At 62.9% G+C, this 14,819-nt stretch carries 12 protein-coding genes; 3 read left to right on the top strand and 9 right to left on the bottom strand.

Annotation, left to right across the window (positions count from 1 at the left end; translation table 11 throughout):
- Positions 1–131: 131 nt before the first annotated feature.
- The gene (locus BLV41_RS02285) at positions 132–371 is read left to right on the top strand and encodes a hypothetical protein (protein WP_074710203.1); all 240 of its coding nucleotides are present in this window, start codon (positions 132–134) and stop codon (positions 369–371) included.
- 73 nt (positions 372–444) lie between these two features.
- On the opposite strand, the gene BLV41_RS02280 is transcribed toward BLV41_RS02285, so the two are convergent.
- The 7 genes from BLV41_RS02280 to leuC all read right to left on the bottom strand — a co-directional run bounded on the left by BLV41_RS02280 (position 445) and on the right by leuC (position 9,663).
- The gene (locus BLV41_RS02280) at positions 445–2,685 is read right to left on the bottom strand and encodes an alkaline phosphatase family protein (protein WP_074710200.1); all 2,241 of its coding nucleotides are present in this window, start codon (positions 2,683–2,685) and stop codon (positions 445–447) included.
- A gap of 283 nt (positions 2,686–2,968) precedes the next feature.
- Positions 2,969–4,102, bottom strand: a complete 1,134-nt coding sequence (locus BLV41_RS02275) for a D-alanine--D-alanine ligase family protein (RefSeq protein ID WP_074710197.1) — start codon at positions 4,100–4,102, stop codon at positions 2,969–2,971.
- Between the two features lie 3 nt (positions 4,103–4,105).
- Positions 4,106–5,143: an NAD(P)H-dependent glycerol-3-phosphate dehydrogenase gene (locus BLV41_RS02270; RefSeq protein WP_044579411.1), complete on the bottom strand. Its 1,038-nt coding sequence runs from the start codon at positions 5,141–5,143 to the stop codon at positions 4,106–4,108.
- Positions 5,140–6,000 (bottom strand): lysophospholipid acyltransferase family protein, encoded by an 861-nt coding sequence (locus BLV41_RS02265; protein ID WP_244516703.1) that lies wholly within the window; start codon positions 5,998–6,000, stop codon positions 5,140–5,142. Before BLV41_RS02265 ends, BLV41_RS02270 begins: the two co-directional genes overlap by 4 nt.
- Positions 6,001–6,005: 5 nt before the next feature.
- Positions 6,006–7,343 carry a UDP-N-acetylglucosamine 1-carboxyvinyltransferase gene (gene murA / locus BLV41_RS02260; RefSeq protein ID WP_074710194.1) on the bottom strand — a complete coding sequence of 446 codons (1,338 nt, stop codon included), beginning with the start codon at positions 7,341–7,343 and terminating at the stop codon, positions 6,006–6,008.
- A 235-nt stretch (positions 7,344–7,578) separates the two neighbouring features.
- Complete coding sequence (leuD, locus tag BLV41_RS02255) at positions 7,579–8,178, bottom strand: 3-isopropylmalate dehydratase small subunit (RefSeq protein WP_074710191.1); 600 nt, start codon at positions 8,176–8,178, stop codon at positions 7,579–7,581.
- Positions 8,179–8,190: 12 nt separating this feature from the next.
- Entirely contained in the window at positions 8,191–9,663 is a 1,473-nt protein-coding gene (leuC, locus tag BLV41_RS02250; RefSeq protein WP_074713052.1) for a 3-isopropylmalate dehydratase large subunit, read from the bottom strand.
- A 201-nt stretch (positions 9,664–9,864) separates the two neighbouring features.
- Between leuC and BLV41_RS02245 the strand changes: the two genes are divergently transcribed.
- Entirely contained in the window at positions 9,865–10,581 is a 717-nt protein-coding gene (locus tag BLV41_RS02245) for an IclR family transcriptional regulator (protein ID WP_044579418.1), read from the top strand.
- A 139-nt stretch (positions 10,582–10,720) separates the two neighbouring features.
- Positions 10,721–11,251: a DUF1697 domain-containing protein gene (locus BLV41_RS02240; RefSeq protein WP_074710188.1), complete on the top strand. Its 531-nt coding sequence runs from the start codon at positions 10,721–10,723 to the stop codon at positions 11,249–11,251.
- Between the two features lie 23 nt (positions 11,252–11,274).
- Here the strand turns inward: BLV41_RS02240 and BLV41_RS02235 are convergent, their stop codons facing one another.
- A complete protein-coding gene (locus tag BLV41_RS02235) occupies positions 11,275–12,891 on the bottom strand; it encodes a GTPase (RefSeq protein WP_074710185.1) in 1,617 nt (538 codons plus the stop codon).
- Entirely contained in the window at positions 12,888–14,681 is a 1,794-nt protein-coding gene (locus tag BLV41_RS02230) for a dynamin family protein (protein WP_083360897.1), read from the bottom strand. The genes BLV41_RS02235 and BLV41_RS02230 overlap by 4 nt, the downstream gene beginning before the upstream one ends.
- Positions 14,682–14,819: the final 138 nt, after the last annotated feature.

The raw sequence follows: 14,819 nt of genomic DNA, 5'->3' as shown, positions 1-14,819 counted from the left end.
TGCGGGAGGCTGGCATTCTTTGGATGACTGTGAATTCGCTCCCCTTGGCCGGAGGCCCGTCACGTCATTGTGAATTGCAGCTTCGGGCAGGGTGGGCGAACCCTGCGGCTCCGGTGTTAGATTTTCTTACTATGACTGACAAGACTACGCGGCGCCCCGGCATCAAACTCATGCTCATTGGCGGGGCCATCATGGCCGCCGGGCTGGCCGGCCTCATAGCCCTCCCGCCCGGCTCCTACAACACGGCCGTTCTCATTGCCCTGCTGCTGGCCATTGTGGGCGGCGGGGCCATCTGCCTTGGCGGATCCATCAAGCGCATCATCCACACCTATAAGACACAGGGCCTGCTCGGCATCAAGGCGCGAGAGTAACCACAAAGAAAGCCCTGCGGCACGCCACCTTGGTGGCGCACCGCAGGGCATCGTTTTTCTTGTTTCGCCCCGGCTAAGCGCGGTTGCGCCTACGCAGGCGCATCGCCACACCACCCAGCATGAGCATGAGCGCTCCTGCACTGAGCCAGGTGAGGCTGCTGCTGGCACCCGTGACGGCCAGCTGGTCCGGGTCCTGCGCCGCGGGCACGGTTGCTCCGGCTGAGGCGTGCGCAGAGGCGGTCACTGTTGCGCTGGCCGACGGTGTCGCCGATCCGCCGGGCCACGCCATGGCGGCAATCTTCACGTCCTGGACTGTTGTGCTGTTTCCAGCCACATCCGCGGCACGGAACTGTACCGTTGCTGCATTTTCTCCGGCCGCAACGGCTGCCGTGTAGGGCTGCCACGTTGCGCCGGCATCAGTGCTGAATTCCAGGGCTGCAATGCCGGATGCGGCATCGCTGGCCTGCGCCTCGGCCGTGCGGTTGACTGCCTTGGACGTCAGGATCGGGATCGTGGTGTCCACCTTGATGGTTCCCAGCGTCTTGCTTTCCTCGGCCACGCCACCACCGTTGACGGAGCGGTAGTCGATCTTCGTCTCGCCGTCAGCAAGGGTGACGGGAGCTGAGTAGGTGACCCATCCGCCGTCGTTCAACTGGTACTCGGTGCGCATGCCGGACTCTGCGGCCAGTGCCGCGGCGCCTCCATTGACAGTGAGCGTCAGGGTGGGGGCAGTGGTGTGCCAACCCGATGCGGGAGCTTCGGCGATGCTGGCGGTGGTGACGGGCACGGTCCAAGCTGCCTGGGTGAGCGTGAGCGCATCAACCGTCCAGAAGGCACTGTTGGTGCCGGTGTACTTGAAGCGCAGCTGTGCTTCCTTGGCGCCGGCGGGGACGTCGGCCGGCAGACTTTCCATCCTGTTGGTGTCGATCTTGTAGGCCTTGAGCAGCTGGGGCGTGCCGCCGTCGAAGCTGATGAAGACCTCAGCGGATTGGGGTCCATCGATGAGGTAGTTGCTGGCGAAGTTCACCGAGGCCGTGGGCTGGCCGTTGAGCGGGAAGGCGGGGCTGACCAGGGTGGAATCAAATTTGCCCGCGGCATGGGCCTTGTCGTCCCACTCATCCGAGTCCGCTACGGCGAACACATTGCGGTTGCGCACGCTGGTCTCGCGGCCCTGGTTGCGCTCAATGTTGGTCCAGAACTCGTCTGTGGCGAATGACCAGCCGCTCCATTCGGCAACGCCGCCGGCGGGCATGGCGGAGTTGTCGATGCTCCAGCCCTCGGGGGCCGTGTGGGTCCAGCCAAGGACGCCTGCCCCCACAGCGGTTTCATCGGCGCGGGGCTTGAGCTGGCCGCGGAGGGTGTCGAAGGCGTCCGGGACGATTTCGTCGATGGGCTGGCCGTCGAGGTTCCAGGTCGGATCGATTGCCACGCCCTGGTGCTTGAGTACCGTGGCAGCGATGTCCGTGACCTTGACGTCGTTGCGTGTGGAATTGGCGGGGATGCCAGCGCCCTGGGCAATGACGAAGGACTGGCGTTCCAACTGCGTGCTGCCACCGTGGCCGCCGGTGGGCGTGTGGCCATGGTCGGCCGTGACGACAATGAGCCAGTCTTCCGCAGCGTAGCTGGGGCGGGCCTTGACTGCTGCGAGGATCTCGCCAACCTTGGCGTCGCTAACCTTCAGCTGCGCCTGGTAGTTGGCGCTGCTGCTGCCCGAGTTGTGGCCGGCGCCGTCCACGTCATCGAGGTGGACAAAGGTGCTGTCCGGATTGCCGTTCTTGAGGTAGTCAACGGCCTTGGCGGTGGTGTTGTTGTCCGAGCCGCCGGAGATGGCCAGGTCAGTGCCGGCCTTGAAGATGATGTCGGGGATGGGTCCCCAGGTGCCGGCCACCAGAGTAGAGGTGCCGGGGTCATTGTGTTCCAGGCGGTTCTGGAAGTTGGTGAACTGTTCCAGGTTGTTTCCGGTGAAGCTGTTGTCCAGCACTTGGTGCTTGTCCGGCCATGCGCCGGTGGCGATGGAGCTCCAGCCCGGTCCCGACACCGTGGGCGCCATGGGGTTGGCGTAGAGGTTGCTGACAGCCGTCATGCCCTCCTTGCGGACCGACTCAATGGCCGGCAGCTCCGTCTTGTCCATGACGCTGACCGAGGCCCCGTCAAGGCCAATCACGAGCGACTTCTGGACCTTGGTGCCCGAGGGCAAGCCTTCATGGGGAGCGTCCGGGACTGCGGCGGTTGCTGCGGGCGTGAACGTCATGGCCGCCACTGCCACGGCGGCAGTCAATACAAGTGGGCGGACGACGCGATGTGATGAGCGCATGATCTCTTTTTCGTCTCTGGTGCCGTTGTTGGCACCCTTGGAACGATATTGAGCCAGATGAAAGTTTCCGTTTCATGCCGGTGAGCGCAGCGTGAACATTGCTTGTCTATACAAGCCAAATGCGTTCACCGAGTTGGCCGGCCACATCGATGCAGGACATGAACAACCCCGGCGACGCGGCATCACCACTCACCCGAAAAAGGCAAACGCTCCAGCCTCGTGTGAACGGGTGCTGGAGCGTTTGGCTATTCACTGCATTTGCTGATGCCGCGTTGGGGTGGGGCTAGCGCAGACCGACCTTGCGGTTTAGCGCCAATTGCAGAAGTTCGTCGATCAGTTCCGGGTAGCCCAAGCCTGTAGCTTGCCACATCTGCGGGTACATGGAGCTGGGCGTGAAGCCAGGCATGGTGTTGATCTCGTTAATGATCAGCTCACCGGCTTCGGTGTAGAAGAAGTCCACGCGGGACAGGCCCTCGGCACCGACGGCGTCGAATGCCTGGGCTGCTTGCTCCCGGACGCGGACAATGTCAGCCTCGGGCATATCTGCCGGGCAGCTGAGGTTCACGGCGTTGCCCTGAACGTACTTGGCCTCAAAATCGTAGAACGCATGTTCGTTGTCCACCATGGCGATTTCACCCGGCAGTGAGACGCGCGGGGCGTCGCTTCCGCGGCCTTCGAGCACGGCGATCTCAATCTCGCGACCCACAATGCCGGCCTCGATGACCAGCTTGAGATCGTGCTCGCGGGCCTCGGCAATCGCGGCGTCCAGTTCGCCCAAGGAATCCACCTTGGAAATGCCCATGGATGATCCCGCGCGGGCCGGCTTCACGAATACGGGGAAGCCCAGCGCCGCCACACGGCCGCGGACCTTGTCCGGGTCCACGGTCCATTCACGGTCCGTAACTGCAACATACGGTCCCACGGTCAGCCCGGCGGCCTCGAAGACCACCTTCATGTAGTGCTTGTCCATGCCGATGGCCGACGCCAAGACTCCGGCGCCCACATAACGGGTATCGCTGAGCTCCAACAACCCCTGCAGCGTGCCATCCTCACCCCACGGCCCGTGCAGCAGCGGGAACACCACGTCAACGGAACCCAATTCTTGCGGTACCGCGGAAGCCTCGGAAACCACCAGCTGGTGCCCGCCACCAAGGTGAGCCAAGGAAACGGTCTGATCCCCCGCGATCACCTCCGGCAGAGCACCAGACTTCAGGGACCAGCCTTCGATCTCATCGCCTGCTAAAACCCACTGGCCGTTTTTCGCGATACCGATCGGGACAACGTCGTACTTGGTCCGGTCAATTGCGCCCAGCACTCCGGCCGCGGTCACACAGCTGACGGCGTGCTCGCTGGAGCGGCCGCCGAACAAGATGGCAACGCGAATGGGCGCAGTGGTGGCAGGGGAATCGGTAGTCACGCGTTAGTCGCCTTCAGATTTAAGTTGGCGGGCCAGCAGCAGCGGACCCAGATCATCGACAGTCAGTTTACCTTCAAGGACGCCCACAACAGCGTTGGTGATGGGCATATCGACGCCCATCTTCGCGGCGAGATCCGACACGGCCCGGCCGGATTTAATGCCCTCCGCCGTCTGAGTCATGCGGTTGTTGACCTCATCGAGCGTGAGCCCCTCGCCCAGCATGCGCCCGGCAGTGTGGTTGCGGCTCAGCGAGGACGAGCACGTGGCCACGAGGTCGCCCAGCCCGGCAAGCCCGGCCATTGTCTCAGCCTTGCCGCCCAGCGCCAGCGCCAGGCGCGTGGTTTCGGCCAGACCGCGGGTGATGACGGAAGCCTTGGTGTTGTCGCCAACCTTCTGGCCCTCGCAGATGCCCACGCACAGCGCAATCACGTTCTTCACGATCCCGCCGATCTCCACGCCCACCACGTCATCGACAGTGTACGGGCGGAAATACTTGGGCTTGCAGATCTTCGCGACCCATTTGGCCGTATTTTCATCCGCGCAGGCCACCACGGAGGCCGTGGGTTCCTGACGGGCAATTTCCATGGCCAGGTTGGGCCCGGAAATCACTACGACGCGCTCGGGGCCCAAACCAAGTTCGGCCTCGATCACCTGAGACATGCGCTGGTCTGTCCCCAGCTCAAGTCCCTTCATCAAACTAATGACGACGGCGTCCTTGGCCAGGTGCCCGGCCAGGCTCCGCAGCTGCTCGCGCAGCGTCTGAGCCGGGACCGCCAGAACCACAAGTTCGGCGTCTTTGAGGACTTCCAAGACGTCAATGGAGGCGGAGATGTTGCTCGGCAGCTCAATCGTTGAGAGGTAGCGCGGGTTGCGGTGGTGGTCATTGATCTGGTCAACAACTTCCTGGCGACGGCCCCACAAGACGATCTTGCGGTCCGTTCCGGCCGCTGCGTCACCGAGGATCTTGGCGAACGTGGTTCCCCAGCTGCCGGCGCCCAAGACCGCAACCTTGGCCGGTGCTTTGCCATCCACGTAGCTCACGTGAGGTCCTCTTTTTCTGTTGTTCCGGCGTCGTTGTTAATCTTGTCCTGAGCTTCGCCCTTGGCGCCGCGCTCCACGAAACGGCCATGGGCGGACTGCTGATGAGCGGCAGGGTTCCAGCGCTCGGCCGGGGCCGGTTCGCCACGGAGATCGGCCAGCATGGCTGTGAGTTCGGCCATGATGACCTCGGTGACCTGTTCAAGCGTTTCCTTGTCAGGCGCCCTCCCGGCAAAGGCGCTCAAGTCGATGGGGTCGCCCACCACCACCTTCACCTTTTTGCGAGGGAAGACCTTAAAGCCTTTTGCATAGCGCGGGAAGACTTCCTGTGCGCCCCAGTGAACAACGGGAATCACCTTGGCGCCCGTACCCAAGGCGAGCCGGGCAGCACCGGTGCGCCCCTTCATGGGCCAGAGGTCCGGGTCCCGGGTGAGCGTTCCTTCGGGGTAGATAACCACCGCGCCGCCGCCGTCGAGCACTGCCTGCGCTGCCACGAGCGATTTACCGGCGCCAGCGCCACTCCGCTCGACCGGGATCTGGTTTGCACCGCGCAACGCAGCACCCAGAAGCGGTGCCCGGAACAGCCCGTCTTTGGCCAAAAAGTGCGGCATCACGTTCTGGTTGTACAGCATGTGGCCAACCACCACCGGATCAATCTCGGTGCAGTGGTTGGGGACAACAATGAAACCCTCATCTCGCGGCAGCCGGTCAAGGCCAATCCATTCCTTGCCCAGGAGCACGTTCATCAGAGGCCGTGCCGCACCCGCCAGCAGCGCGAAGAACCACCTGGTCTTTAGGCTCATTCCCTGCGGCTTGAAGGGTCGCTTGGACGTTGCCTTACCAGGCTGATCAGGGCTCATGGGTCCTAGCCTACAAACTTTGTGGAATCGTGGACGTCAAAGTCGGCGCCAAGCCCTTCGAGCTTGGAGGTGAAGCGCTCGTACCCGCGGCTGATCACGTCGATGCCGGTGACCGTTGAGGTGCCTTCAGCCGCCAGGGCTGCGATCATGTGGCTAAAGCCGCCGCGCAGGTCCGGAACGTTGATCTTGGCGCCCTTGAGCGGGGTGGAGCCGGAGATGACCGCGGAGTGTGTGAAGTTGCGCTGGCCAAAACGGCACGGGATGCTGCCCAGGCATTCGCGGTGAAGCTGAATATTAGCGCCCATTCTGGTCAACGCCTTGGTGAAGCCAAATCGGTTTTCGTACACTGTTTCGTGAACGATCGAGACGCCCTCGGCCTGTGTCAGGGCCACGACGAGCGGCTGCTGCCAATCGGTCATAAAGCCGGGGTGAACATCCGTTTCCAGGACCAGGGGCTTCAGCGCCCCGCCCTTGTGGAAGAAGCGGATGCCGTCATCGTGAATGTCCATGCCTCCGCCGATCTTGCGGAACGTGTTCACGAACGTCATCATGTCGCGCTGGCTGGCGCCGTCAACGTAAATGTCGCCGCCGGTCACGAGGGCCGCGGAAGCCCAGGAGGCTGATTCATTGCGATCAGGAAGCGCCGTGTGATCGTAGCCGGTCAACTCGTTGACGCCTTCAATGCGGATGGTCCGGTCCGTCTGCACAGAGATGATGGCGCCCATCTTTTGCAAGATGGCGATCAGGTCAATGATTTCCGGTTCGGTTGCGGCACCGGACAGTTCAGTGATGCCCTCGGCACGTGTGGCCGAGAGAAGCACCTGCTCGGTTGCCCCGACGCTGGGGTACGGCAGGGTAATCTTGGTGCCCTTCAGGCCCGTGGGTGCGCTGATGAGAATGCCGCCGCCGGTTTTGTCCACTACTGCGCCAAATTTGCGCAAAACGTCAAGGTGGTAATCGATGGGACGATCACCAATTTTGCATCCACCGAGGTCTGGAATAAAGGCGTGGCCAATGGAATGGATCAGCGGACCGCAGAGCAGAATCGGGATGCGGGAGTCACCGGCGTGGGTGTTGATTTCAGAGCTTGAGGCCTTCTTGGCGTTGGCGGGATCCATGGTGAGGTCTCCGGTCACGGAATCCTTCTCCACCGTGATTCCGTGAATCTGCAGCAACGAGGTCACTACTTCAACGTCCTTGATTTCCGGGACATTGCGCAGCGTTGACGGGGAATTGCCCAGCAATGCAGCCACCATGGCCTTGGGAACCAAGTTCTTGGCTCCGCGTACCTGGACTCGTCCCTTGAGCGGAACACCACCTCGAACTGTCAGAATTCTGCTCATTGTCACCCATACCTCAGTTACAGCATCCGCAAAGCACGGCGGCCTCAGTCAAGCATAGTTTCTTAGCAACAGATGCTGAAATGAACGGGTGCTTGGTGGGCTCCAGCTTGTGCGGGGGCAGCTGTTACGTTCGGAGCCCTGTAAATAGCAGGCGATTGTCAATTAATAGCCCTTGAGCGGACAAAAACCGGCCCGCCCAAAATGAGGGGCGGGCCGGTTTTGATGCGGATCGCGCTTAGACCTTCACAGGCAGAGTCAACGGCTTGTACGACGGGCGCGTAGCCTCGAACGCCGTGATGGCCGGCTCGTCACGCAGCGTGAGGCCAATGTCATCGAGGCCTTCCAGCAGACGCCACCGAGTGTAGTCATCGACCTGGAACGGAGCCACAACAGTGCCGGCTGTGACCATCTTCGCGATCAAGTCAACCGTCACCTGTGTGCCGGGAGCGTTTTCGAGCACCTTCCAGATCAGCTCGATGTCATCCTGCGCCACCTCGGCAGCAATGAGGCCCTGCTTGCCCGAGTTGCCGCGGAAAATATCAGCAAATCGTGAGGACAGAACAGCCTTGAAACCGTAGTCCTTCAGCGCCCAGACGGCGTGCTCGCGTGAGGAGCCGGTACCGAAGTCGGCCCCGGCGACCAGTACGGATCCGGCCGAGTAAGGCTCCTGGTTCAGGATGAATTCCGGATCCTTGCGCCAGCTCGAGAACAGTGCGTCTTCGAAGCCGGTGCGAGTGATTCTCTTGAGGTAAACGGCCGGAATGATCTGGTCCGTGTCAACATTGCTCTGACGCAGCGGGACACCGATGCCGGTGTGAGTGGAGAACTTTTCCATGATGTTAGCTCCTTACGCTACGGTGTTGGCGGTCAACGGGGACAAGTCCGACGGCGAGCTGAGGGTTCCGCGAACGGCTGTAGCAGCTGCCACAACAGGAGAGACGAGGTGCGTGCGGCCACCCTTGCCCTGCCGCCCCTCGAAGTTGCGGTTGGATGTGGAGGCGCAGCGCTCCCCCGGTTCCAGCTGGTCCGGGTTCATGCCAAGGCACATGGAGCAGCCGGCAAAGCGCCATTCTGCACCAAAGTCCAAGAACACCTTGTCCAGGCCTTCAGCCTCGGCTTCCAGGCGGACGCGGGCGGAGCCGGGAACCACCAGCATGCGAATGTTCGGGTCCTTTTCGCGGCCGCGGATGATGTCCGCCGCTGCGCGCAGGTCCTCGATGCGGGAGTTGGTGCAGGAGCCCAGGAACACCGTGTCAACACGAATGTCCTTCATGGGTGTGCCTGCAACAAGATCCATGTACGCCAGTGCGCGCTCTGCTGCGGCCTTGGCGTTCTCGTCACCGAAGTCTTCCGGGTTGGGGACGTTGTCGCTTAGGGACACACCCTGGCCCGGGTTGGTGCCCCAGGTAACGAAGGGATCCAGGGTGTTGGCATCAAGGAAAACCTCGGCGTCGAATTCGGCGTCAACCTCGGTGTTCAAGGACTTCCAGTACTCAACTGCCGCATCCCAGTCTTCGCCAACGGGGGCATGGGCGCGGCCCTTGAGGTACTCAAAGGTGATTTCGTCGGGTCCGATCATGCCGGCACGGGCGCCGGCTTCGATGGACATGTTGCAGACGGTCATGCGGGCGTCCATGGACAGCGCCCGAATGGCCGAGCCGCGGTATTCGAGCACGTAGCCCTGACCGCCGCCGGTGCCGATCTTGGCGATGACGGCAAGGATGATGTCCTTGGAAGTGACGCCGGGGCGCAGTGTGCCTTCAACGTTGATGGCCATCGTCTTGAACGGCTTCAGGGGCAACGTCTGGGTTGCCATGACGTGTTCAACCTCGGAGGTACCGATACCAAACGCGAGGGCGCCAACTGCACCGTGGGTAGAGGTGTGCGAGTCACCGCAAACAACTGTCATGCCCGGCTGTGTCAGACCCAGCTGCGGGCCCACCACGTGGACGATTCCCTGCTCGGCGTCGCCCAGCGAATGCAGGCGGACACCGAACTCTGCGCAGTTGTTGCGCAGAGTCTGGATCTGGGTGCGGCTCGTGAGGTCGGCAATCGGCTTGTCGATGGCCAGAGTGGGCGTGTTGTGATCCTCGGTGGCGATGGTCAGGTCCGGGCGGCGCAGCGGACGGCCGGCCAGGCGAAGACCCTCGAAAGCCTGGGGTGAGGTGACCTCGTGGATCAAGTGAAGGTCGATGTAGAGGAGGTCAGGCTGGGCAGCATCGCCGTCACCTTCGCCTTGCTTTACAACGTGATCGCGCCATACTTTTTCGGCCAGCGTCTTCGCTGCCTTGCGCGGAGTCGTCGTCGAAACGGTCGGCACCTGTGCTGAGTCGTGTTCTTGGGGCGTGGTTGCCTCGGTCACGGCCAGCTCCCTTCATGTGTTGAGCGTGGATTCCAGACGTAAGATTGTCGCAGAAACCCTTGCTCGGTGGTTTGTATATCTACTACTGAACCAGCCTGCCCAAGTTCTAGGCCAGCCTGCCGATTTGCATCTCACATGCTGAGACGTCAATATCATTACATGGACAATTCTAGTGGCGTTGGCGTCATCGATAAAGCGGCTCTTGTGCTTGATGCACTGGAAGCCGGCCCCACCACTCTGGCTCAGCTTGTTGCAGCCACGGGTTTGGCCCGGCCCACCGTGCACAGGTTGGCACTGGCCTTGGTACATCACAGGCTCGTGAGCCGCGACATGCAAGGGCGTTTTGTGTTGGGCAGCCGCCTCGTGGAGCTCGCTTCGGCCGCGGGCGAGGACCGGCTCATTGCCGCAGCAGGACCGGTTTTGCTGCAACTTCGTGACTCCACCGGCGAGAGTGCACAAATCTTCCGCCGCCAGGGCGATTCGCGTGTTTGCGTGGCTTCGGCCGAGCGGCCCATTGGCCTGCGCGACACCATCCCGGTGGGAACGCAGCTCACCATGAAGGCCGGTTCCGCGGCGCAAGTGCTGCTGGCATGGGAGGACCATGAGCGATTGCTTGAGGGTTTGCACAACGCCCGCTTCACACCCACCGTGCTGGCTGGCGTCCGGCGTCGTGGTTGGGGCCAATCCCTGGGCGAACGCGAGCCCGGCGTGGCCTCGGTTTCGGCCCCCGTTCGTGGCCCTTCAGGCCGCGTAATCGCAGCCGTCTCCATCTCCGGCCCCATCGAACGCCTGACCCGCCAGCCGGGACGCCTGCATGCCGAGATCGTCTGCAACGCATCCCGCATCCTGACCGAGGCGTTGCGCAAGACCTCATAACGCTGCGCTTGATGTGCAGCAATCGGCGCGCCACTTGCCCAGTGGCGCGCCGCAGTTGGTTAACCAACGCAGGCCAGCGGCAGGTCCGCCTCATGGCACAATCTAGCGGTGCGGCGCCATGGTCAGTTAGTGTTTGCGCATGACTAAATACGCTGTGTTCCTTCGTGGAATCAACGTCGGCGGCATCAATTTGAAGATGGCCGATCTTCGCACAGCACTTGCCACGCTTCCCCTGACAGGCATCAAAACGCTCCTGGCCTCAGGCAATGTGGTCTGCACGGCGAAGGCCTCCTCCACGGAGCTCAAATCCATGGTGGAAACCTTGCTGCGCGACACTTTCGGCTACGAGGCCTGGGTTGTTGTCCTCGACGTGCCGCAGCTGGAAACCATCATCGACACCTGCCCCTGGCCGGCCGACAACCCCTCCACCCATAGCTATGTCACCCTCTCCTCCGACCCCGCCGTCCTCGACGAGCTGGCCCGGCACGGAAGCGAGATCGCCGGCGTCGAACTTGCCAGGCTCAGCCCGGAGGCCCTGGCGTGGCCCGCCGCCGCCGGCGGCACCTTGGACAGCCCCTTCAGCAAGCTTTCGGCCCGCCCTCGCTACAAAAGTACGACGACGACCCGCAACTTGCGCACACTTATCAAGTGTCGCGACGCCTTGGCTTAGAAACGAGCTTCAGAGCACAGCTGTTAGCGGGCGCGAGCTCCCTCGAGGGCTTCCTGGAACGCACGGTGCTGAGCAATCTCAGCTTCCACGGGAGTCACCACCAGATCCTCGGCCACCTCTGTGACGCTTTCGCGCAAACGCCGTCGGGCCTGAGCTGCGCGGCCTCCGGCTCCTGCCATGGCAAGGAACTTGCTGGTGATGGCAAGGAAAATTCCCAATACCACCCCGGCAATCACCATGAGCGTGGGGACGGGCCAGTCTTCCACCTTGGGTGCCTCGGGCACGGGCATCTGGAAGTACCCCAGGGCGGCCAACGCGCCGAGCCACAGGAGCCCGCCCACGGCCACGAGTAGCGCCACCCACTGGATCACAGCAAATACTGGCCACCACCATGCCCGGGTGTTGGCCTTCAGGTCGGTGCCGGACACGGCCTGATCGAGCGCGTCCGGCAGCCGTTCTCGATTGTTGCGTGCCGCCGCCCGGATGGAGGCCCGCCATGGACCGGAGGAACCGTCGCTGGCCGCATCGGCAAAATCCCGTACAGACGAGTCAATTTGGGCCAGCTCTGCAGCACCGGCAGGCGGCATGGAGGTCCTGTTGACCTCCGCAGTTCCCTCACGGCGCAGGCTCAGGCGGCGCAAAGGATCCTTGCGGAAGCGAGAAAGCCAGCGCGTCACAGGCCAGCCAGTCTGCTTTGTAGCGTCGAGTCTGTATGAGGAACGAACCGCAGAGACAACGGTTTCAACGTGGACGGCACCGGCCAGGGCGGCCGCCAGTGCCTTGCGCTCTTGCTGGTGAACGCCCGCCGCTTCACCCTCGCCAGAGGCCTCCGCCAAACGTTGAGCGGCCACGGAAACATCGGCAGCCAAGCGAGCAGATTTAGCGGCCTTGGCCTTGACGACGGCGGCAATCCGTCGCCTAAGCTCGGGGATACCTTGGCCCGTCACGGCCGAAACACCGGAAACGGCAACATTGCCCAGCCCGTCACGGTCCAGAATTGACTCCAGGGATTCCAGGACGGGCTTCACTTCGGAGGGAGCGAGCTTGTCCACTTGGTTCAACACCACCAGCGTCACGGCCGCATGGGTCGAAAAGGGGCGGATGAAATCGTTGTGAACGGCCGCATCTGCGTACTTTTGAGGGTCAACAACCCACACCAGGACGTCCACCTGCCCCGCCAAGCGTTCCACCGTGCGGCGGTTGCTCAACTGGATTGAATCGAAATCGGGCAGATCAAGCAGAACCAGCCCGCCGCCGTCGTCCGTCAGCCCTGGCACGGGTGTGCCATCTCGGCGATCGGCAACTTCAAGCCAGTCCAACAGCGGTGCGCTGCCAGCAGGGCCCCACACCATGGCGAGCGGCTCGCTGGTCGTAGGACGACGGACAGCCACACGTGCCGTGTCAGATCCGGAAACCGCGTTGAAGAGGGACGATTTACCGCTTCCTGTAGCACCAAAGAAGCCAACAACTGTGTGATCGGCGCTGAGCGACCGGCGGGATGTTGCCCGCTCCAGCACGCCGTAAACCTCGGCAAGCACAGCGTCGTCGAGCCGCCCCTCACCCAGTTCGCGGGCGTCGTCGAGCGCGGCAAGCTGACGCTCCAGGGTCGATTCGGCGCGTGCCTGACGGTACCGGCTCATGTGCGTGGCTCCTTGCCGCCAAGATCGGCCAATTGCCCGGCGAGCGAGTCCAGACGCTGGACCAGCGTGCCTCCGCCCATGGACCCCACCCGGTCCAAAAAGCGCCGCTGTTGGCTTTCCAGCAGGCTGGTGCAGCGGACATCGAGGGCCGTTTTCGCCTGCTGGGCCAGGCGGCGCACGGCGTCCTCACCGAAGATGGCTTCCAATAACTTTTGACCTACGACGGCGGTACCGCCTGCGATCCCCACCTCGGCCCCGGTCAATCCCCCGGTGAAGGAAAAGACCACAATCATCAAGATCACGCCCAGACCGTTGACCCCGAAGGAGAGCCACCGGGCCTGGGAACGCTTGGCTGCGCCTTCGGCACGAATGAGCGCCATGACCTCGCCCTGCCAGGCCCGAATCTCGGCAGCAACCTCGGCCGGGAATTCAGGGCTGACGGCGGAAAGATCGTCCATGCCCAGGAGCTGGCGCCCGGCAGGATCTGCCCGCCACCGTTGATCAGCGTCCTCGCACGCACGGCCGCCCTGGTCAATAATCACCGCTTGCAGTCCAGTTTCAATGGCCACTTCCACCTTGACGGCGGGCGGCGGTTGACCTCTAAAGAAGGCACCAATTCTGTCCCTAACGCGCCCAATGCCGCTTTCCAGGGCTCGGAAGAATTCCCCTGTACCCACAAAATCCTGCCACCGGGCCAAGACCTCCCCTCGAAGCAGGGTCCCATCGCTCGTGGCCTTGGTGATGCGCGTTGCGGCGTCGGCGAAGGCAGCCTGAACGTCCTGCGCCAGCTGTTCTCCGGCGTCGTGCTGGGCTTGAACCGCCTCGGAGAGCATCTCAACCTTGCCGGACAGCGAACGGACCGTGCCATTGAGCGTGCGGCGGACAATCTCGGCCCGACCGGCGGCGTCTTGGCTGATATTGGCCAGCCATGCATTGATGGGCGCCACTGTTGCCACGGGCAGCATGCCAAGCTCGTCGAGGGGCATCTCGGGGATAACAAAGAGTTGTGCCCCGGACAATCCTTCACGGGTCAGCATCTCCTGCAGGTCGGCGGCGACCTCCTGCTCAGCACCCTGTGGGACCCGGTCCAGAATCACCGCAACGGTGATGTCGCGGGAGGCAGCATCCAGCAGGAGCTTCCACGGCACGGCGTCTGCATACCGATTGGCAGTGGTGACAAATAGCCACAGATCGGCGGCAGCGAGCAACTGCCCTGCCAGTTGGCGGTTGTCATCGGAGATGGAGTCAACGTCAGGAGCGTCAAGGAGGGCGATGCCGGTGGGCACAGCCGTATCAGCCACGAGCACCAGGGACGTCATGGCGCTGGCGTCGGGAGCCACGCCAGCCCGTGAAGCCGGCGTATTGCCCTTGACCAGTTCACCTTGGACACGATGCAAGGTAGGCAGCACCCGCGTGGAAGTGAACCACGGGGCATCCTGGGGGTTGTGCAACAAGATGGGCTGTCGGGTGGTGGGCCGGATGGCACCGGAACGCGTCACAGGGCGGCCCACCAGGGCGTTGACGAGCGTTGACTTGCCGGCGCCCGTGGAACCGCCCACCACGGCCAGCAGGGGCGCTTCGAGGCTGCGCCACCTGGGCAGGATGTAATCGTCCAGCTGGCCAAGCGCTGACGCGGCCTGTGACCGGGCAGCTTCCACACCCGGCAGCGCAAGCGGAAGGTCCAGTGCAGCAAGTTCCGTGCGCACATTCTCCAGCAATCCAACGGCTGCCTCTTGTACCAAGGCAGCGGCGCCGTTGTCGCTTGAAGGACTCGATTCGGAGGGGTTCACAGCTTCATCATGCCAGTTCAACGCAACTGTCAATGGTATTGGAGCGCACTATTTGTGAGTTTGGGCGATTCAAGGGCCGGCACAGCTTGCCAACGGCCGAGCGAGCGTCGGGCCGAAACGCCCCTGATCTGAGCGAGC

It is taken from the genome of Arthrobacter alpinus (assembly GCF_900105965.1).
Lineage (GTDB): Bacteria > Actinomycetota > Actinomycetes > Actinomycetales > Micrococcaceae > Specibacter > Specibacter alpinus.
The sequence above is the reverse complement of the archived record's forward strand: the minus strand, read 5'-3'. Positions and strand labels throughout refer to the sequence as shown.

Excerpts from the sequence above, each read along its gene's own strand:
- BLV41_RS02285 (WP_074710203.1), top strand. The coding sequence starts at position 132 with ATGACTGACAAGACTACGCGGCGCCCCGGCATCAAACTCATGCTCATT.
- BLV41_RS02280 (WP_074710200.1), bottom strand. The coding sequence starts at position 2,685 with ATGCGCTCATCACATCGCGTCGTCCGCCCACTTGTATTGACTGCCGCC.
- BLV41_RS02265 (WP_244516703.1), bottom strand. The coding sequence starts at position 6,000 with ATGAGCCCTGATCAGCCTGGTAAGGCAACGTCCAAGCGACCCTTCAAG.
- murA (WP_074710194.1), bottom strand. The coding sequence starts at position 7,343 with ATGAGCAGAATTCTGACAGTTCGAGGTGGTGTTCCGCTCAAGGGACGA.
- leuD (WP_074710191.1), bottom strand. The coding sequence starts at position 8,178 with ATGGAAAAGTTCTCCACTCACACCGGCATCGGTGTCCCGCTGCGTCAG.
- BLV41_RS02245 (WP_044579418.1), top strand. The coding sequence starts at position 9,865 with ATGGACAATTCTAGTGGCGTTGGCGTCATCGATAAAGCGGCTCTTGTG.
- BLV41_RS02240 (WP_074710188.1), top strand. The coding sequence starts at position 10,721 with ATGACTAAATACGCTGTGTTCCTTCGTGGAATCAACGTCGGCGGCATC.
- BLV41_RS02235 (WP_074710185.1), bottom strand. The coding sequence starts at position 12,891 with ATGAGCCGGTACCGTCAGGCACGCGCCGAATCGACCCTGGAGCGTCAG.